Below are 20,675 nucleotides of genomic sequence, written 5' to 3' on the forward strand. Positions count from 1 at the left end.
ATAACAGTTCAAGCTAGAATCCACATTGGTTCTAGCTTTTAGAACGTTGAAAAACTTTTTTTGTAAAATGAGTTAAGTGATTTTATTAAGAAAGAAAAATTAGTTCTAATTTTTTAATGATCAAGAAAATACCGAAACTTTCCGCCGTGAGAAAAGTGCTTGAACCATTACCATTTCAAGTACTCGGGAGTTTTGAGACCTTAGGCTCAAAACTAAGTCATGGAACTTCGAAGAAGTTCGCTGACGTCCGTACTCACGTAAGGAAAGTTTTTTAGTACTTTGTTTTCAACATGAAAGCTAGAACTTACCTGTGTTCTAGCTTTTTCTTTCACCGAGTCACACTCAATTGGAAATTGTGAGGAACTTAGTTTCTGTATAGGAAATCTTGTAGATTTTATGGTAAAATATGGTTAATAAAATAGGAAATAGGTACTTAAATGTCTTCAAAAGTTATTGTAACCATTTTCGGGGCCAGTGGAGATTTAGCCCATCGCAAACTCTACCCATCCCTTTTTAGACTCTATAAATCCGGAAATCTATCTGAACACTTTGCAGTGATCGGAACAGCCCGCAGACCATGGAGCAAGGAATACTTTGAATCAGTCGTGGTAGAATCCATCACAGACCTCGCAGATAGCCCTCAACAAGCCCAAGAATTCGCCAGTCATTTCTACTATCAAAGTCATGATGTCAATGATACAGAACATTACATCGCTCTGCGCGAATTGCAAAGCACTCTGGATGAAAAATACCAAACGGAACACAACAAGGTCTTCTTCTTATCCATGGCCCCTCAATTTTTTGGAACTATTGCCAAACACCTCAAATCCGAAGGAATTGTGGATGGACAAGGTTTTGAGCGCCTGATTGTTGAAAAACCTTTTGGTACAGACCTAGAAACGGCTAGTCAGCTCAACAAAGAATTGGAAGAAACCTTTGATGAGGAACAAATCTTCCGGATCGACCATTACCTTGGCAAAGAAATGATCCAAAATATCTTTGCCATCCGTTTCGGCAATCTCATTTTTGACAACCTCTGGAACCGAGACTTTATTGACAATATCCAAATCACCTTTGCTGAACGCTTGGGTGTTGAAGAACGCGGTGGCTACTATGATCACTCAGGTGCTCTTCGGGATATGGTGCAAAACCATACCCTTCAGCTTTTGTCTTTGCTTGCCATGGATAAACCAGCTACCTTTACCAAGGACGCGATTCGAGCTGAAAAGATCAAAGTTTTTGAGCAATTGCACAATCCAACAGATGATGAGTTAAAGAAATTCTTTATCCGTGGTCAATACCATTCAGGGACCATCGAAGGGAAAAAAGATATCTCTTATCGCAGTGAGCCCAATGTCGACCCTGAATCTACTACGGAGACTTATGCTTCTGGGGCATTCTTTGTTGATAGCGATCGCTTCCGTGGAGTTCCTTTCTTCTTCCGTACTGGAAAACGCTTGACGCAAAAAGGAACCATGGTCAATGTGGTCTTCAAGCAAACCAACTCCATCTTTGGACATAGCTTGCAACCAAATGTCTTGACCATTTATATCCAACCAAATGAAGGTTTCTCATTGAGTATCAACGGAAAAGAGGTCGGAGAAAAATTCAGTATCGCACCGATTTCCTTTGATTACGAGACAGATGCGACCGCAACTGGAGCTTCCCCAGAGCCTTATGAAAAATTAATTTTCGACGTGTTGAACAATGACTCAACTAATTACAGCCACTGGCACGAAGTCCGCGCTTCATGGCAATTGATTGACCGGATCGAAAAACTATGGGCTGAAAATGGAGCACCGCTCTATGAGTACAAGTCAGGATCCATGGGACCAACAGCATCCGATGATCTCCTTGCAGACTACGGAGCAGAGTGGGTTTGGAAACCTGAACCTAAGAATTAAAGTAAGCCACCTTCGGGTGGTTTTTTGATAGCGCATGGAAACAAAAAAGACAAATTGTCCTTCCAACAATTTGTCTTTTTTATTCGACTTTAAATCAAGCCTTCCAAGAGACCTCTCATGAAGTTTTCTGAATGGAATGGTCCGATGTCATCGATCTTTTCTCCAAATCCAATCAACTTCACCGGAATGTCCAATTCTTCACGGATCGCAAGAACAACTCCACCTCGAGCCGTTCCATCGATCTTGGTCAATACAATCCCTGTCACAGGCGTAATTTTTGAAAACTCTTTGGCTTGCACCAAGGCATTTTGACCAGTCGATGCATCGAGGGCCAGCAAGGTTTCATGCGGCGCATCAGGCACCACTCGCTTGATAATCCGGCCGATTTTTTCAAGCTCCGCCATGAGGTTGTCCTTGTTTTGCAGACGACCCGCCGTATCAATCATCAGAACATCAATGTTTTCAGCGATCGCACGTTCCATTCCATCAAAGACGACGCTAGCAGGATCTGATTTTTCAGGACCTGTCACAACTGGAACATCTACTCGGCGCCCCCATTCTGCCAGTTGAGCCACTGCTCCTGCACGGAAGGTATCTGCTGCAACCAACATGACTTTCTTGCCCTCTTGTTTGTATCGGTGGGCTAACTTCCCGATAGAGGTTGTTTTACCAACTCCATTGACCCCGACAAAGAGCATAACCGTGAGGCCATCTTGAAAACAAATGGCTTCATTAAATTGGCCATCCTTTTCATACAAGTCTACCAATTTTTCGATAATCACGCGCTTGAGAGCATCTGGTTTTTTGGCATTTTCCAAACGTGCTTCATAGCGCAACTCTTCGGTTAAATTAGAGGCAACTTGAACCCCAACGTCACTCATGATCAAGAGTTCTTCCAATTCTTCAAAGAATTCTTCATCGACTGAACGGAAGTTTGCAAAGAAGGCATTGAGGCGTGCTCCAAATCCAGTCCGTGTCTTTTTCAAGCTACGATCATATTTTTCCTGGATGGTTTCTTGCTGAGGTGCGATCTCGTCTTGAATTGGCTCCTCTGCCTCTTCAACAGTTCTTTCCTCAATAGCTGATGCAGCTTCTCCTTCAGGAAAGCTCGACTCGGCTTCCGCTACTTCTGAAGTTTCCTCCACTTCAGCGATCGCTTCTGACACTTCAGGTTCTGGAACCTTCTCTTCTGTCGTGCTCACTTCTACTGGCTCAGCGTCAGGTGATGGTGACTCTTCTTCCAGTTTTATAACATCAATCTCATCAGCTTCTTCAACATGTTCAGTTTCTTCCGCTTCAATTTTCACTTCTTCAAGAGGCTCCGTCTCCGTTTCATCAGCTACAGGTGAAACTTCTTCAGGAGTTGTTTCTGTTTGAGCGGATTCAAAGACAACCGGAGACTCCTCTCCCGCTGTTTGGTCTTTATGAGTCTCTGAAGTCACATTTTCTTCAAGAAGAGGTTCCTCTGGTGACTCTTCTTGAGTGACGGTTGAAACAGGTTGATGAGTGGCTGCAATCCGCGCTTTAAGCTCTTGGTAGTAAGCCTCCATATCAGCGATTTTTTGCTCTTCCTTGTCATTTGAGACAGCCGTCGTCGGCTCCTCTTTGACAACTTCTTCAATCTCGTTACTTTCCGTCACTTCTTCAGTAGACGGAAGCACTTTTTCAGTTTCTTCTTTCTTTCCAAATAATCGATCAAATAATCCCATTTATTCACTCTCCTTTAGCACATAATTTTCAATTGCCCATGCGACAGCGTCTTGGTCATTGGTCACGGGTGCAACAAGCGCCGCCACCTCTTTCACTGCTGGGACCGCATTGCCCATAGCAACCCCCAGTCCAGCCCATTGTATCATAGACAGGTCATTGGCTTCATCCCCACAGGCCATGACTTGATCTGCCTTAAGACCTAAAATAGCTGCCAGTGCCTCTAAACCTGTCGCCTTGTGAACATTTTTAGGACACCATTCCAGCAACATTTCCCGAGATTTAAAAATTTCATAGTCTTGAAATAAGTCCGGCTTGATCTGCTTTATCGCTGCATCTAAAAAGTCTTGATCGACTGCTGTCACACACTTGTTGTAGGAAATCGTGGATGGCAGGTCTTTAAAATCTGTTTCAATAAAGTTCAGGTAGGGATTGTAAAGGGAATAGAGAGACTTTCGATCTGCATGAATCTCATAAACCGTTCCCTCACTGATAGCATCCAGCGGAAGGCCTAGACGGGCTGTTTCATCATGAATGGTTGCGACATCTTCTGGTGCCAAGACCACTTTTGAGAGGATTTCTCCATTATTTCGCTGCACTAGACCACCGTTGAAGGTAATCGTATACTCTTCTTTGAGGCCTGCTGTTCCCAATTCTTCCAAAAGAAAATCCATAGCTTTCAAGGGCCGACCAGTGGTTAGAACCACCTTGACACCTTGAGCCTGTGCAGCAGCGAGAGCTGCTCTATTGCGAGGGGAGATCTTTTTTTCAGAATTGAGAAGGGTCCCATCTAAATCCAGCGCAATCAAAGAAATCTGACTCATACAATTTCCTCCATGTAGCGTAGGACAGAACCCGTCGCATGGTGGCCGATGACTGTTTCAGCAATCGCTAAGATTTCAGGACGTGCATTTTCTGGCGCTACAGGACGGCCCACGACTTGCATCATATGGAGGTCATTTAGGTTATCACCAAAAGCCATCACCTGATCCATCGAGATCCCTAGTTTATCCGCTAAGGCGGTAATCGCCACTCCTTTATCGACATAATCGAGGACAATATCAATCGATTCAAAACCTGTCGTCATTGCTTTGACGCCTGGGATATTCTCAGTGACCCATTGCTCTCCTTCAAGAACAAGAGCTGCATCAAAGTTGGTGGTCAATTTGAAGATTTCATCTTGAATATCCACTAGGCTTTTCACTTTTTGAATGTTTTCATTGTAGTGCTGACTCAAGGCCAGATAGTCGGGATCTACTGTTTCCAAGACATAACTTCCCTTTTTCCCTGTCAAAAGCAATTTATTCGGATCTGCATAAGGGGAGGATTTCAGAGCTTCAAAAATACCCAAATAAAAGTCTTTGGACATGGTCGCTTCGTAGAGGTCTTCTCCATGAAATTCTACCACACTACCATTTTCAGCAATGAAAATCATCTGGTCTTCAAACCCTTTAAAGAGGGATTTGAGCGAAAGGAGGGCACGGCCACTCGCAGCAGCAAAATAGATGCCTTTTTCTTTGCAGCTTGCTAATACCTTGCGTAAAAGGTCTTGATCGTACTGATGTTGGTCATTTAGAAAGGTTCCATCCATATCCGTAGCGATCAATTTAATATCATTATTCTTCATTTTCTAAGTCTTTCAATTTTACTGAGACGATTTTAGAAACCCCAGATTCCTGCATGGTCACACCATAGATGGAATCTGCAGCTGACATGGTTCCCTTCCGGTGCGTCACGACAATAAATTGGCTTTCCTTATCAAAGCGGTTGAGGTAGTCTCCAAAACGCTTGACATTGGCTTCATCCAGGGCAGCCTCTACTTCATCTAGAATGACAAATGGAATGGTCTTGACACGAATAATCGAGAACAAGAGAGCCAAGGCTGACAAGGCTTTTTCACCACCACTCATGAGGTTTAAGGATTGGATCTTTTTACCAGGTGGCTGCACAGAAATCTCAACCCCAGCTGTCAGAAGATCTGGCTCTGTCAGAATCAAATCAGCAGAACCCCCGCCAAACATTTGACGGAAAGTGACTTTAAAGGATTCACGAATGGCTTCAAAGGTTGATTTAAAGCGTTCCTTGACTTCGTCATTCATGTCGTTGATGGTAGACAGAAGCATGTTTTTCGCAGCCAAGACATCCTCCCGCTGGCTAGAAAGGAAATCAAAGCGTCCCTTCACTTCATCGTATTGCTCAATCGCATCCACATTGACTGGACCAAGTGCCTTAATGTCTTTTTCGATGCTCTTGAGCTGGTTTTCAGCTGCCGCAAGATTTTCAACCGGTTTGGCCTGTTCTTTGGCTTGGTCAAAGCTTTGCATGAATTCATCGGTAATTTGCGTTAAGAGCTTGTTCAAGCGATCCGCATGCTTTTCACGTGTTGCTTCAGCCTTGCCTTGTTGGCGAATCCACTCTTCGTTTTTCTTGCGCGCTTGTTCCATCTGTTCTGCCACATCTTCGGCCTGGCCTTCCAAATCATCCAGCTCAAAACGTTTCCGAATGACCCCTTGTTCCAAATCCGTTTTCTTGGCTTGAGCCTGCGTCAATTGATTGGCTAGCTGCTCTACATCGACTGTCTGAACTTGGGCATCGCCTTGTTCAATCAGTAATTGCAATTGATGCTCTTCTACTTCCAACTGGGAGATCGTTTCTTCCAAACGACGAGCATCTGTTTGCTCGTAACTTTGTTGACTTTTATATTCCGTCTGTTGGAGTCGCAGTTCTGCCAATTGCTCTTGCAGGTTTTGTACCTTTTGTTGCAGAACATCTTTGTCCGACTTCATGGTTTCAATGTCGCGATTCAAATTTTCTTTTTGAAGCTCAATCGCTGCCAATTGCTCAGTAAGGGACTCCTGCTCTTCTTGTAGAGATTGGGTCGCATCTGTTGCCAATTCTGACTTCAAAGCCTCTAAGAGTTCCTGTATTTCTTTCAGTTGCTCTTGGCTTTGTTGGTAGGCCAATTGGGCCCGCTGTTGCTCCAGACGCGCTTGCTCACCCTGGCTTTGAATAGAGGCCAAGTATTCTTGCGCCTGCTTGAGCAGATTGTCCTTGGTCTCGACCTCCTGCTCTGCTTCTCTTAAACGAGCATCCAGAGCTTGCATTTCCTGTTTTAAACTATCTAATTCTGGTTTGACAAAGACTGTATTTTGGGAACGATTGGCACCACCGGCGTAAGATCCACCCGTTCGCAATTCGGTCCCATCTAGGGTCACGATCCGAACTTGATAATTGACTGTACGAGCCGCCTCACGCGCATGCTCCGTCGTGTCAAAGATGGCTGTTACTCCAAGCAAGTTTTGGAAAATCTGTTCAAAACGATGCTCATAGGTCACTAAGTCACTCGCAATTCCTAGAAATCCTGCACTGGCTTGAATCAATTCCAAATTCCGAGGAGATAGTTGACGGGCTTTGATCGTCGTGAGCGGAAGGAAAGTTGCCCGTCCCAAGCGATTGCGTTTCAAGAAATCGATCGCTCGCGTTGCAGCCTTTTCATCCTCGACAATGATCTGTTGGCTGCTAGCTCCCAGAGCAATTTCAAGCGCCGTCTGGTAGTCTTTTGAGAAACTCAAATTCTCACTAACAGCCCCACAGATGCCTCCTAACCGTTCTGCTTCTTGCAAAACGCTCTTGACGCCTGCATAGAAGTTACTATGGTTCTTCTGAATAGCTTCCAAGCTATTGATCCGCGCCCGCTTGTTCTTGCTCTCATCCATCAGGTCAAACATAGCCGTTTGAGCCTCTTGGTAAGTAGCTTTGGCCTGCTCCACTTTTACCAATTGCTCTTGATATTCTACTAGTAAACCTTTGACTGTCGCTTGTGCCTGATCCAACTCTTCCAATTGTCGGACTTCTTTTTCCTTGGCAGTTTCAAAGTTTGTTTGTGCCTTGGTCAAATCCTCTTGACGATGGCTAGATTCTTGCAGGAGTGCTTGGATCCGGCTCTCAATGGCTGTCCGCTCATTCGATTTTTCAGCCTCTGTCTGTAAGAGCGCGACATACTGCTCACGTAGATGCTCAATGACTTGTTCCGGATCTTCTTCGTAGTTGGCTAATTCTTTTTCCAACTCTTCTTGTTGCTGACGGTTCTCTGTCAGTCTTTGTTGAAGCACAGCTAGCGTCTCTTGTTTTTGAGCCAGCTCTTGTTTCGCTTCTTCCAGACGGGCTAAAACAGCATCCAGCCGCTCAAGATTTTCCCTGCGACTATGGGCTGCTTGACTCGATTGCAACTTAGCTACTTCGATTTGCTTTTCCAAATCGCTGATCAAACGAGTAACCTCAAGCAAGCTGGCCTGGTCCTCAGCTAAACTCTCATCCAACTGATGGCGGGCTTTCTTGATACGTACATTATCTTCTTCTAAGACCTGACGACGTTGGTAATAAGAAGCCAACTGTTCTTGAATGGCCTTTTCTTCTTGATCAGCCTTTTCATAAAGGTCCTTTGTCAAATCGACTTGAGCAACTAAAACATCCAGCAAGAGAACCTGCCGTTCTTGGTCTAATTCCAAGAAACGGCGAGCGACCGTCGCTTGCTTTTCAAGAGGTTGGATTTGTCCTTCTAATTCATAGAGGATATCCTCCAGACGGTCCAAATTCTCCTGGGTTTGGTTGAGTTTGGTCTCGGTTTCCTTGCGCCGCGTCTTAAATTTCAAGACACCAGCAGCTTCTTCAAAGATAGCCCGGCGTTCTTCCGGTTTGGAGTTAAAGATCTCCTCTACCCGTCCTTGGGAAATAATAGAGAAGGAGTCACGTCCCAATCCCGTATCCATGAACAAATCATGAACATCTCTGAGACGTACTTTCTTGCCATCGATCTTGTACTCGCTGTCTCCTGAACGATAAATATGCCGTTCGACCCGAATTTCTTTCCCTGCCTGTTGGATAAAACCATCTTGGTTATCTAAGACAACTGTGACACAGGCATAATTCAGCGGTTTACGCGATTCTGTCCCTGCAAAGATGACATCGGGCATCTTGCCCCCACGTAGACTCTTGACACTGGATTCCCCTAGGGCCCAGCGCAAGCTCTCCGTGATATTTGATTTTCCAGATCCATTAGGCCCTACAACGGCAGTGACCCCTTTGTCAAATACGACTTTTGTCTTATCCGCAAAGGATTTAAAGCCTTGGATTTCAATCTCTTTTAGATACATGGCCCATCATTCCTCGTTTCAACTGCATTGCGGGCTGCTTCCTGCTCCGCTAATTTCTTGGAACGACCATGACCATGTCCCATCGTTTGACCGTTCACGAATACTTCTACTTCAAACTCTTTGGCATGGGCAGGACCGGACTCGCTGACCACTTGATACTGGATCTCCACATCTCCGTGAACCTGCAACAGTTCTTGCAAACGAGTCTTGTAGTCAATAACTTGGGAGAATTGACCCGTTTCAACCTTAGGAATCATGACCTGATAGATGAAGCGTTTGACCGCTTCCACACCTTGATCTAAGAGCAAGGCACCTAAAAAGGCTTCAAATAAATCGCCAAGAATCGTATCGCGGTCCCGACCACCAGATTTTTCTTCGCCCTTGCCTAGTTTGATGTAATGGTCAAATTGGCAATCCCGAGAAAAACCAGCCAGACTTTCTTCACGGACAATCATGGAACGGAATTTGGACAAATCTCCCTCCGGTCTGTTTGGGTGTTCCTTATACAAATATTCGGAAATAACTAATTGAAGAACAGCGTCTCCTAAAAATTCCAAACGTTCGTTATGTGAAATTTTTAAGAGGCGGTGCTCATTGGCATAAGAGGTGTGCGTAAAAGCTGTATCTAATAAACTGCTATCTGAAAAAACGATCTGAAACCGTTCCGATAACAGGGCTTGTAATTTCTCCATGGGAAGCCTACTTTCTAATAAATTCATACTCTTAAGTATACCAAAAAAGAAGCACGAACGCACTTCTTTTCCTAGTTCTAGGGCCTGATTTCTCCAATTTTAATCAGGATTTTCTTCCGTTGGATTTTCAGGCTTATTAGGGATCACTTTTAAGAGATAATAGGTGATAAAAATCGTCAAAGCACCTAGAGCAAGCTTCACCCAAATAATCGGTGCCAGATAGATCGAAATCCCCATCAGAATGTAGATCTGAAGAAGGATCCATTTTTTCCGTTCTTTGGCAATCGATTTGGTCTCTCGATAATCCGCTACATAGGTTTGATAAAGCTTGGTTTGGTAAAGCCAAGTTTCAAAGCGTTTGGAACTTTTGGCAAAGCAAGCCATAGATAAGAGTAAAAAGGGGGTTGTCGGTAAAATAGGCAAAGGAATCCCAATAATTCCTAGTCCCAATGATATAAAACCAATCGTAAGATAAACAAGGCGCATTTTCTTCTCCTTTGTATGTTTCTTTTTTGTTAAAAGTCAGTTCATAGTTGACTCACTATCTTTTGCTATTCCTTTTCTCAATTTTTAAAAAAAGCAACTAACACCACAGCATAGACTAGAAGAAGCAAGATTCCATAAAGGATTCCTGCCCATTTATAATAGCGATTCACACCACAATAACGCTCCACATAAGCTCTACTTGGTTTTTCAGGATCATACCAAACCGTCATTGAAGAGCAAAGTGGAAATTGGGTCTGAAGGGCTGTATTGAAAGAAACAAATGAATTTCGATAAAAGGTAATCGAATTGGCTAACATATCTTCTCTAGTATAGATGTTTGGCACATTTCTAGGTTCCCATGGAGTAGAGATCGTTTTTACCAGAAAATAACGAAAAGATTTTTTATAAGCCACGCCATTTACCTCATATTCAACAATCGGAGGATTTCCCCCTCGAAATCGATTATAGCCCACAACGGTTCCTTTGATGGATGATGTAGCAAGCCGAACCATCTTTTTATCACGGAAATAAAGATAAAAATAAGTACCACTCAAAAAAACTAATGCTAAAAATATAACTATTGTTGAGAGCCAAAACAGTAGCATTTTAGTTGACATTTATTTCTCCTCCGAATTTGGTTGGTAGTACTGTAAAAACTCCTCTTCACTTTGAACAACATGTTCTTTGCTATCTGTAGAGTTTTCTGCCGGTATCCTGATATCTTTAAAAATATTTGTGCCAGATGGAAATGCCAATTTAACAACATTAAGAGTTGTTTCTAATCTATTTTTAGGATTGAGAACATAAATAAAATTGTTATCTATATTATTCAATAATAGTTTTCTTGTTTTTGGATACTTTGTATCTAGGAGCCAGTTATTTCCTACGTTCCAAAAATGGAATTTATTATCTTCAACATCAAACCCATTAGTTTTAAATAACTTAGAAAAAGATTCAAGCCATTCAACACCAACACTTAGAGAGTGAGTTTTAATTTTATCATTTCGATTATCTATTATTTTACCTGTTTTCAAATTAATTAATTTTTGTTCCTGAAAAGATTTATCTCCAATTTTACCAACTATTAAAGTTATATACTCATTTTCTCCATCAACGATTATTTTCTGAGAGTTAGATATAAACAGCGGAAAATAATTTTTGTTAAATTCTCGAGTTATTTTAAATACATCCAATTCTTTCTTTATTAATTTAGAATTTGAGGTATCATAAACGTTAATATGCCAATATTCCCCATCCTTAGGTATATTTCGATTCAAATAAGGAAAGTTATTATGCGTTATATCTCTTGACGGTTCGGAATTCAATTTCGCACCTTGAGAAATAATAAACTTTTGTCCTACAGCATGCCCCGGACCGCCTGTCTTAACTTTATCTCCTAGAATTCTTAATTCATCTACCACTTTCTTTTTCGCAGCCCATGAAACACTGATTGCATCTCCATTTTCAAGAAATTCATAATCTGTGATTTCTGTATCAGCAATCCAATACTTATATTGAAATAATTTATTTTTATCAAATGAATGTTTAACAAATAATATAGCTAGAAAGATAATTGTAAATAGTCCAAAATAAATTAATTTACTCTTAAAAATTTTTTTCATTCCTCGCACCTTCTTATTTTAGTAGTTATCATACTTTTCATCTAAGTAATTATAGAATTTGGGGCCATTAGAATTATCATTTTTCAATTGGAAGCAATTTTTGGTTCTTCATATTGAAATACTTCGTTTTCTTCGTCAAAATAAATCCATTTTAAATCCAAATAACCGATATATAGTTTCATAATTCCAAATTCCCCGCCCAATTATTAAGAAAGCTAAAGTACTCCTATCATACACAATTTTAGGGTAAAGAGCAAATTCATCACTAGATATAGAAATCCTCGAATAAGCATGCAAAAAACCAGTCGCAGCTGGTTCTATAATGTAGACAAACTATTTAAAAGTGAAATAAGTTAATCAATTCTGCAAAGAAATGAAAAATGAGTTCCGAGTTTTAGATTAAATCAAGAAAATACCAAAACTTTCTGCTGTGAGAAAAGTGCCTGAAACGTTATAGTTTCAGGCACTCGGAATTATTGAGACCTTGGGCTCAATAATTAGTCATGGAACTTCATAGAAGTTCGCTGACGTCCGTACTCACCTAAGGAAAGTTTTCAAGTTGACTTTGTCTTCAGTCTGAAATTCCCCTTAGGTGGTTTTCCATCTTATATCTTCGTCAAAGGGGTCGCGGTATCTGGCGAGGTATCTAGCACCTCAAAATCATGGCCAACAGCTAGATCTGCTCGAGCCAGTTGATTCTCCATGGTCATATGGGCCAATTCTTTGATATTGTTCTCTTTTGACAAATGACCCAGATAAATCTTCTTGGTGCGATTTCCCAAGGTTCGGATCATGGCATCTGCACCATCTTCGTTAGAAAGGTGGCCTAGGTCTGACAAGATCCGCTGCTTCAAGCGCCAAGCATAAGAACCTGCTCGAAGGATCTCTACATCATGATTGGACTCAATCAGATAGCCATCCGCATCCGCGACGATGCCTGCCAAGCGATCACTCACATAGCCCGTATCCGTCAGCATGACGAAGCTCTTGCCATCCTTCATAAAGCGATAGAATTGAGGGGCTGCAGCATCGTGACTGACCCCAAAACTTTCGATATCGATATCGCCAAATGTCTTGGTCTTCCCCATTTCAAAGATGTGCTTTTGAGCATCATCGACTTTCCCTAGATATTTGGTGCCTTCCATAGCCTTCCAAGTTGCTTCATTAGCATATAGATCCATGCCATATTTTCGCGCTAAAACACCCACACCATGGATATGGTCTGAGTGTTCGTGCGTAATCAAAATGGCATCTAAGTCTTCTGGTTTGCGATCAATTTCAGCCAATAGTCCCGTAATCTTTTTCCCTGATAACCCTGCATCAATAAGCAGTTTTTTCTTTGGCGTCTCAAGGTAGAAAGAATTCCCACTAGAACCTGAAGCTAAAATACTGTACTTAAATCCCTCTTCTGTCATTGACTCCTTATTCTTCCTCTTCTGTATCCCAGTCGTCTTTAATAGCATCTTTGTCGTACGGCAAGACAATGGTAAAAGTAGATCCCTTGCCATATTCACTCTTGGCCCAAATAAAGCCTTTGTGTTGCTTAACGATCTCCTTAGCAATGGCTAAGCCCAGACCAGTCCCACCTTGGGCCCGGCTACGCGCCTTATCCACTCGGTAAAAGCGATCAAAAATGCGCGGCAAGTCTTTCTTGGGAATCCCCAAGCCCTCATCTGAGATGGAGATAATCAACTGGGCGTCTGTCGTTTTCATCCCTACCTTGATCTTTCCACCATCAGGTGAGTACTTGATGGCATTGTTCAATATATTGTCGATCACCTGGGTCATTTTATCCGTATCAATTTCCACCCAGATCGGAGTGATCGGGTATTCCCGGATCAGTTCATACTTCTTGGTATCTTCTTGCGATTGACTCTTGATCTTATCAAAGCGGTTCAAAATAAAGGTGATAAAGGCCGTAAAGTTGGTCAACTCGATCTCCAACTGACTAGTTTCATTGTCGATTCGAGAAAGACTCAAAAGATCTGTGACCATGCGCATCATGCGGTTGGTTTCATTGAGTGAAACCTTGACAAAATCTGGTGCTACTGGCTCTGACAAAGCGCCATCGTCTAGGGCTTCCAGATAGGATTTCACACTGGTCAAGGGAGTCCGCAATTCATGGCTCACATTGGAGACAAAGAGGCGACGTTCCCGCTCTTCCTTGTCCTGCTCTGTCGTATCGTGCAAGACAGCTACCAGACCAGAGATAAAACCTGACTCGCGACGAATCAAGGCAAAGCGCACACGAAGACTTATGTATTCCCCATTTTCATCCTGGGAATCGATGGTCAACTCTGGTACTTCTGTAATCAAGCTTCGCAGATCATAGTCATCTCCAAGCGAAAGCAAATCCAGAATACTGGTATTAAGCACCTCATCTGGATTAACATTCAATTGCTTGGCTGCCATTTCATTGACCATGATGATCTGACCACGTCTGTTGGTCGCAAGCACCCCGTCTGTCATGTAAGAAAGGATACTGGTCAAACGCTTGGTTTCTTGTTCCAAGTTTTCATGCGTCAGGCGAATAACCTCCGACAGATCATTAATGCTATTGGTCATATCTGTCAGTTCTGGACTTCCTTGCATGTCGACCACTTCGGAATAGTCCCCTGCAATCAGATCCTTAATTTTGGCGTTTAATTGTCTGAGCTTGATATTGTCCCTACGGTTTTCTAGCAAAAGCAAGGCTACCACAATGATAAACCCAACTGTAATCAGAACAAAGACAAAGTTCGACGACATTACAAATTGTTTTAGTTGATCAATCATTGTTTCTCATATAATATCCAACACCACGACGGGTCAAGATATATTCTGGACGTCCCGGTGTGTCCTCGATTTTTTCACGCAAACGACGAACCGTCACGTCTACTGTCCGAACATCACCAAAGTAATCATAGCCCCACACCGTCTCAAGAAGGTGCTCACGAGTCATCACTTGACCGACATGGGTCGCAAGGTGATAGAGCAATTCAAATTCGCGATGGGTCAAGTCCAATTCTTTGTTGCCTTTTTGAACCAAGAAGGCATCTGGAAGAATGTGAAGATCACCAATGACAATTTCCGTATCGGCCTCATTTTCAAGCTGAGGATCAGCCGCAAACTCAGAACGACGTAACAAGGCTTTCACACGCGCTTGCAATTCCCGATTCGAGAAGGGTTTGGTTACATAGTCATCCGCCCCGATTTCAAGCCCGATGACCTTATCAAATTCCGTATCCTTAGCAGATAGGACAATGATCGGCACATTGCTAGTCTTACGAATCGTACGCGCTACTTCCAAGCCATCAATCTCTGGCAACATCAAATCTAGAATAATAATATCCGGATTTTCAGCCACAAAGACCTCTAAAGCTTCCCGACCATCAAAGGCTGTCAATACCTCATAGCCTTCTTTTGCCATGTTAAATTTGATAATATCTGAAATTGGTTTTTCATCATCAACTACTAATATTTTTTTCATCTTACATACCTGTTTCTAATGCTACTTTTCCTTATCAATCTCTATCTTCTTATTATATCAAACTTATGAAGAAATGTGGAGTCTCAATTGCTGGACTTTCCAATAAGACAAAGCAAAAAAACTGAGATCATGAAATCTCAATCTTAGAAAATAAAGAAATAATTTTTATAAGATAAAATCAATTAGATCGATTTTAAAAAGTGTTATATATTCCTACTTGCTAGAGTTAATTAATCATCTATAGAAAACTTTCCGCTGTGAGAAAAGTGCTAGAAACACATTTGTTTATAGCACTCGGGAGTTTTGAGACCTCAGGCTCAAAACTAAGTCATGGAACTTCTTCGAAGTTCGCTGACGTCCGTACTCACCTAAGGAAAGTTTTTAGATGATTTTATCCTCAATCTTTTCTTTTTGTATTATTTTGAAACGCGGGATTTGTTGGAGATATCAGCTAGGATTGCTGCTACATACTCATCATGTTTAAACATTAAAACGGTATCTACTTTCAGAGGAGATATCGTTTTTCTTCTTCGGATAAGGATACAAAAATTTCTGCCTTCACTATCTTTTAAATCAATTGATTTCTTCAGAGAAAGACCGTAAAATTTTTGGTATAATGTCAAGGATGGACTGATGGATATTTAAAAGATAATGTTCAAAAAAATAACAGGTGAGAATTAAAAATATGTCAGTTTGGACAGAAGTCTCTCTACCATCATCCATGCAGAAACAAGATTATATGAAATAAAAGGAGTAACCAATGTCCGGAAACTATTCAACACGTGAATTTCGCGAGAAACTATATGATGATCTTCATGTTCGATTAAGAGATACCGTGATTTTGATGTGTGCGATTTTTATTGCCTCTATAGGTCTAAACATGAATTCAACAGCTGTTATTATTGGAGCCATGCTGATTTCCCCTCTTATGACACCGATTGTGGGACTAGGATTCGGTTTAGCTATTTTTGATACGCGTTTAATCAAGCAATCTCTAGAGGTTTTATTTACTCAAGTATTGGTCAGTTTGCTTGTCTCGACTCTGTATTTCTGGATTTCTCCCTTATCTTATGCAAGTAGCGAGTTGATTGCACGAACCTCTCCAACCATTTGGGATGTTCTCATTGCTATTGCTGGTGGGATAGCAGGTGTCATTGGTTCAAGGAAAAAAGAAGCAAACAATATCGTGCCTGGCGTAGCCATTGCAACAGCTCTGATGCCACCTATCTGTACTGCAGGCTATGGTTTAGCTAATGGAAATGTGCGATTTTTATTCGGGGCTCTCTATCTTTTCTTGATTAACTGTGTCTTTATCATGCTAACCAATATTGTTGGAACAAGAATTTTAATGAGAAAATCTCCTTTAAGTTCATTTAAAGAGCTAAACATTAAAATGAGAATTGGGCTGATATCTTTGATTGTATTATTGGTTCTTCCAGCCAGCTATTCAGCAGTCACTCTGACGATGGATCAAGCACGAAAAGAAGGGATTAAACAGTTTGTAGGCAAAGAGTTCTCTAATCATACGATCATTAATCAAGTCTACAAGTCAAGTAGCAATGAATTGGTCTTGACAGTAGTTGGAGATCCGATTTCAGAAGAAGAATTAGAAACCATTCGCCAAAAACAAGACTCTTACGGTATTCAATCTGTTCAATTGAAAGTCAATCAAGTCCATAATTCGACAAAATTAGATAGTGAGACGACCAAGGAATTTTACGAAAACATTGACAAGTATATCGATCAAAAACTCTCTGAAAAAGATTCACAAAACGATCTCGTAAAAGAAAATGAAGCAGACAAGGATTGAGGATAGTCAACTTATCTAACTCATGGAAGCAAATCTTGGGAGGATATCCTATATCCAAAAGTTCATGGATAGAAAGGATTGTTGATGAGGATACTATTTGTGGCGATTTGACCGATCACTACTAGCTCAGGTTAAACAAAATAGAAAAAGCAACAACTGAAATAGTTGTTGCTTTTTCTTACTAAAAAATATTTATCAGACTGTGATCGTTTTATTTCTCAACACGAGATTTATTTGCAATATCTGCAAGAATCAATTCTACAAATGCATCCACTGACATGGTTTCTGTTTCTTTTTGACCATAACGACGTACGTTTACAGCCTTGTCTTCCATTTCCTTGTCACCAACAATCAATTGGTAAGGAATTTTTTGAGTTTGTGAAGCACGGATCTTGAACTGCATTTTTTCATTGCGTTCATCCACATCTGCACGAACACCACGGTCACGAAGTTTCTTAGCCACTTCCCAAGCATAGTCCACGTGTTTTTCGTTCGATACTGGGATAAGGGTTACTTGGTGAGGAGCAAGCCAGGTTGGGAAAGCTCCCTTGTAGTTTTCAATCAAGATCGCAGTAAAACGTTCCATGGTTGAGATAACCCCACGGTGGATCATGACTGGACGGTGTTCTTCCCCGTCTGCTCCAATGTAATGAAGATCAAAGCGTTCTGGAAGCAAGAAGTCCAATTGGATAGTTGAAAGAGTTTCTTCTTTACCAAGAGCTGTTTTCACTTGGATATCCAATTTTGGTCCGTAGAAGGCTGCTTCCCCTTCAGCTTCATAGTACTCAACACCCATATCATCAACGGCTGCTTTCAACATGCGTTGAGCATTTTCCCACATTTCATCGTTATCAAAGTATTTGTGTTTGTCTTCAGGATCACGGTAAGACAAGCGGAAACGATAATCTGTCAAGTTAAAGTCTTCATACACATCGATGATCAATTGAAGGATCTTCTTGAATTCTTCCTCGATTTGTTCTGGAGCCACAAAGGTATGACCATCATTCAGAGACATTTCACGCACACGTTGAAGACCTGTAAGGGCACCAGATTTTTCATAACGGTGCATCATACCGATTTCAGCGATACGGATTGGCAATTCGCGGTAAGAGTGCACATGGTGTTTGTAAACTTCGATGTGGTGAGGACAGTTCATTGGACGAAGAACAAACTCTTCTCCATCCCCCATATCCATTGGTGGGAACATGTCTTCACGGTAGTGATCCCAGTGACCTGAAGTCTTATACAGTTCTACAGAAGCAATTGGTGGAGTGTAGACGTGTTGGTAGCCTGCTGCTACTTCTTTATCAACGATATAGCGTTCCAACTCACGACGGATGGTCGCACCATTTGGCAACCAGAATGGAAGACCTTGACCAACTTCTTGAGAAATCATGAAGAGGTCAAGCTCTTTACCAAGTTTACGGTGGTCACGTTCCTTAGCTTCTTCACGCATTTGAAGGTAGTTCTTCAAGTCTTTCTTGTCAAACCATGCTGTACCGTAGATACGTTGCATCATCGCATTGTCGCTATTCCCACGCCAGTAAGCACCAGCAACGTTCAGAAGGTGGAAGATTTGGATGCGACCAGTTGATGGGACGTGTGGTCCACGGCAAAGGTCAACGTATTCACCTTGACGGTAGATGGTCAACCCACCTTCGTCTTCTGAGTGTTCTTCGATCAATTCTAATTTGTATGGATCATTTTTGAAGATTTCACGCGCTTCATCTTTAGTCACTTCTTCACGAATAGATGGGAAGTTTTCTTTGACGATTTTTTTCATTTCTTCTTCGATACGAGGAAGGTCTTCGTTAGAGATTTGACCAGCTTGGTTGTCTGTATCGTAGTAGAAACCATCTTCGATCGCTGGACCGACACCCAAGTGAATATCTGGGAAGAGGCGACGAGCTGCTTGGGCAAACAAGTGTGCCGCTGAGTGACGCAAGATTGGAAGTGCATCTTCGTGATCAGGTGTCACGATTTCAATGCTTCCATCTTCGGTGATGGCACGAGTTGTGTCAATCAATTTGCCGTTGAATTTACCAGCAAGAGCTTTTTTAGCCAAAGAATTGCTGATAGATTGGGCAATTTCAAAAGTAGTAACGCCAGATTCGAATTCACGAACAGCGCCATCTGGGAAAGTAATCTTAATCATGATTTTCTCCTTATAAAGTTTTTAGTAGCTAAATGGGTGGGAGATGTCTTTGAACATTGGAATCGTCACTCCTTTTGATGTCTTCATGAAGAAATCAAAAAAGCGACCTCCTCGAAAGGACGTCGCAACGTGGTTCCACCTTCATTTATGTTCCTCAAAAAAGAGGGACACCTCTGATTGGCTCTAACGTAGCCACCGTTTTATGTTTGCATAAAAGAATCACGAGTAGTCCCAAACCTATCCTCTACGCGATTTCCAGCCCCACGCGCTCTCTATCAGATTTCCTAGATTTGATATGTCTCTGTCAGTTATTATAGCACGATTGAAAAATTTTGCAAGAAAAAGTTTCATTTTCAATCAAAGAAATGCGTGATTTTACGGATTTTCTTCACTTGTTTGACCGAAGCCTTCATCATCTTCACAGATCCATTGACCGGAAGAGCAATCACCTTGGTCGGGATTTTCACAATGGTCTTAGACATCCGCTTAACCCGACTTTGCTCAGGATTCAAATCATTTGAAAAGTCTTTAGAGATGATTTTATCCAAGTAAAATTCGTAGACCCGACGGCCAAAGGTTGCTGCAGAAATATCATCAATCTTTTCTGCCCACTTGGTCTCATCGATTGGTGGCATCTCCTCAATTGCTTCAAGAATCGCTTGTGCCAGATCACTCTCTTCATAAAAGAGCTTTCCAAACATAGGGTCATCAATCACATGATCGAGATAAGGATTGCCATGAGCGATGATCGGGGTACCACTCGCAATACTCTCTAAATAAGTCAACCCTTGCGTCTCACTCGTTGAAGCTGAAATAAAGAAGTCAGCCGCCTTATAGTAAAGAGCTGTCTCATTTGGTGGGATCATCCCTGTAAAGACAACCGCATCTGAAATCCCCAGTTTCGCCGCTTGTTTTTTCAAATCATCCAAATAAGGACCATCTCCAGCCACGATCAACTTAACTTTTGGATTGACCTTGAGGACATCAGGAAGGGCCGCAATAACAGCCTGAATATTCTTTTCATAAGAAACCCGCGACAGACTCAATAAAAGCGTTTCATCTTCTGCGACTTCATATTTTTCACGAAGAGCTGCTGTCTCTGTCGGAGTGATTTCCGGTCGGTCAAACTTGGCCAAATCAATCCCTGTCGGAATAATGCGTTTTTCTGCCTTGACCTTGTACTTTTGGAGCAAGTCATAAACGATCTCACTAGGACAGATCACTCCATCTAGATCATTCATATAACTTCTCACAATGTATTTGACCATACTTGGGCGAATGACCATACCTCTTGCAATATAGCGGACATAGTCCTCATACTGAGTATGGTAGGTATGAATAACAGGAATCCTCAACTCGCGTCCAATCCACACTCCCAAAAGGCCCAGTGAAAACTCAGTCTGGGTATGGATAATATCCAGCTGGTATTGCTTGGCAATGGCAAGCGCCTTTGAGAATCCACGATAAGCAACGCGGCGGTCCTTAAAGGCGAAGAAAGGCACACTTGGAATCCGAATGATCTGCCAATCTTCATAGCGGTTGACATCTTTATCCGTTGTCGTAAAGATAAAGACCGTGTGACCCAATTTTTCTAATTCTGTTTTGAGCGTCCGAATACTGGTCGCCACTCCCGAAACTTGCGGGAAATAGGTATCTGTAAATAACCCTACACGCATC

Annotated in this window: 15 protein-coding genes; 2 read left to right on the forward strand and 13 right to left on the reverse strand. The window is 41.9% G+C overall.

The features are described 5' to 3' along the window. Positions 1 to 437 precede the first annotated feature (437 nt). Positions 438 to 1,904 carry a glucose-6-phosphate dehydrogenase gene (gene zwf, locus O3626_RS03055; RefSeq protein WP_371495216.1) on the forward strand — a complete coding sequence of 489 codons (1,467 nt, stop codon included), beginning with the start codon at positions 438 to 440 and terminating at the stop codon, positions 1,902 to 1,904. Positions 1,905 to 1,993: 89 nt separating this feature from the next. Here zwf and ftsY read toward each other — a convergent pair whose 3' ends face one another. The 11 genes from ftsY to yycF all read right to left on the reverse strand — a co-directional run bounded on the left by ftsY (position 1,994) and on the right by yycF (position 15,033). Further along, positions 1,994 to 3,613 carry a signal recognition particle-docking protein FtsY gene (gene ftsY / locus O3626_RS03060; RefSeq protein WP_371495218.1) on the reverse strand — a complete coding sequence of 540 codons (1,620 nt, stop codon included), beginning with the start codon at positions 3,611 to 3,613 and terminating at the stop codon, positions 1,994 to 1,996. Continuing rightward, positions 3,614 to 4,435, reverse strand: coding sequence for a Cof-type HAD-IIB family hydrolase (locus O3626_RS03065; protein ID WP_371495220.1), 822 nt, complete (start codon positions 4,433 to 4,435; stop codon positions 3,614 to 3,616). It abuts the gene before it with no gap. Continuing rightward, entirely contained in the window at positions 4,432 to 5,238 is an 807-nt protein-coding gene (locus tag O3626_RS03070) for a Cof-type HAD-IIB family hydrolase (RefSeq protein ID WP_371495222.1), read from the reverse strand. The genes O3626_RS03065 and O3626_RS03070 overlap by 4 nt, the downstream gene beginning before the upstream one ends. Next, positions 5,228 to 8,764, reverse strand: a complete 3,537-nt coding sequence (smc, locus tag O3626_RS03075) for a chromosome segregation protein SMC (RefSeq protein ID WP_371495224.1) — start codon at positions 8,762 to 8,764, stop codon at positions 5,228 to 5,230. The genes O3626_RS03070 and smc overlap by 11 nt, the downstream gene beginning before the upstream one ends. Continuing rightward, complete coding sequence (gene rnc / locus O3626_RS03080) at positions 8,755 to 9,456, reverse strand: ribonuclease III (protein WP_031573937.1); 702 nt, start codon at positions 9,454 to 9,456, stop codon at positions 8,755 to 8,757. The genes smc and rnc overlap by 10 nt, the downstream gene beginning before the upstream one ends. Positions 9,457 to 9,555: 99 nt before the next feature. After that, complete coding sequence (locus O3626_RS03085; protein ID WP_023918721.1) at positions 9,556 to 9,942, reverse strand: YbaN family protein; 387 nt, start codon at positions 9,940 to 9,942, stop codon at positions 9,556 to 9,558. Positions 9,943 to 10,019: 77 nt separating this feature from the next. Next, on the reverse strand, positions 10,020 to 10,559 hold the full coding sequence (locus O3626_RS03090; protein ID WP_371495227.1) for a hypothetical protein: 540 nt from the start codon (positions 10,557 to 10,559) through the stop codon (positions 10,020 to 10,022). Continuing rightward, a complete protein-coding gene (locus O3626_RS03095) occupies positions 10,560 to 11,564 on the reverse strand; it encodes a hypothetical protein (protein WP_371495229.1) in 1,005 nt (334 codons plus the stop codon). Between the two features lie 605 nt (positions 11,565 to 12,169). Then, positions 12,170 to 12,979: an MBL fold metallo-hydrolase gene (locus O3626_RS03100; RefSeq protein ID WP_023918725.1), complete on the reverse strand. Its 810-nt coding sequence runs from the start codon at positions 12,977 to 12,979 to the stop codon at positions 12,170 to 12,172. Between the two features lie 7 nt (positions 12,980 to 12,986). Further along, a complete protein-coding gene (gene vicK, locus O3626_RS03105; protein WP_118227948.1) occupies positions 12,987 to 14,339 on the reverse strand; it encodes a cell wall metabolism sensor histidine kinase VicK in 1,353 nt (450 codons plus the stop codon). Beyond that, a complete protein-coding gene (gene yycF, locus O3626_RS03110) occupies positions 14,332 to 15,033 on the reverse strand; it encodes a response regulator YycF (RefSeq protein ID WP_118396652.1) in 702 nt (233 codons plus the stop codon). Before yycF ends, vicK begins: the two co-directional genes overlap by 8 nt. A 760-nt stretch (positions 15,034 to 15,793) precedes the next feature. Here yycF and O3626_RS03115 point away from each other — a divergent pair. Further along, positions 15,794 to 16,843, forward strand: a complete 1,050-nt coding sequence (locus O3626_RS03115) for a DUF389 domain-containing protein (RefSeq protein WP_371495231.1) — start codon at positions 15,794 to 15,796, stop codon at positions 16,841 to 16,843. A 211-nt stretch (positions 16,844 to 17,054) separates the two neighbouring features. Here the strand turns inward: O3626_RS03115 and thrS are convergent, their stop codons facing one another. Continuing rightward, entirely contained in the window at positions 17,055 to 18,998 is a 1,944-nt protein-coding gene (thrS, locus tag O3626_RS03120) for a threonine--tRNA ligase (protein ID WP_270299391.1), read from the reverse strand. 353 nt (positions 18,999 to 19,351) lie between these two features. Beyond that, positions 19,352 to 20,674 carry a glycosyltransferase family 4 protein gene (locus tag O3626_RS03125; protein WP_021153617.1) on the reverse strand — a complete coding sequence of 441 codons (1,323 nt, stop codon included), beginning with the start codon at positions 20,672 to 20,674 and terminating at the stop codon, positions 19,352 to 19,354. Between the last annotated feature and the right edge of the window lies 1 nt (position 20,675).

The sequence above is a fragment of the Streptococcus sp. 20925_1_77 genome, from assembly GCF_041432125.1.
Lineage (GTDB): Bacteria > Bacillota > Bacilli > Lactobacillales > Streptococcaceae > Streptococcus.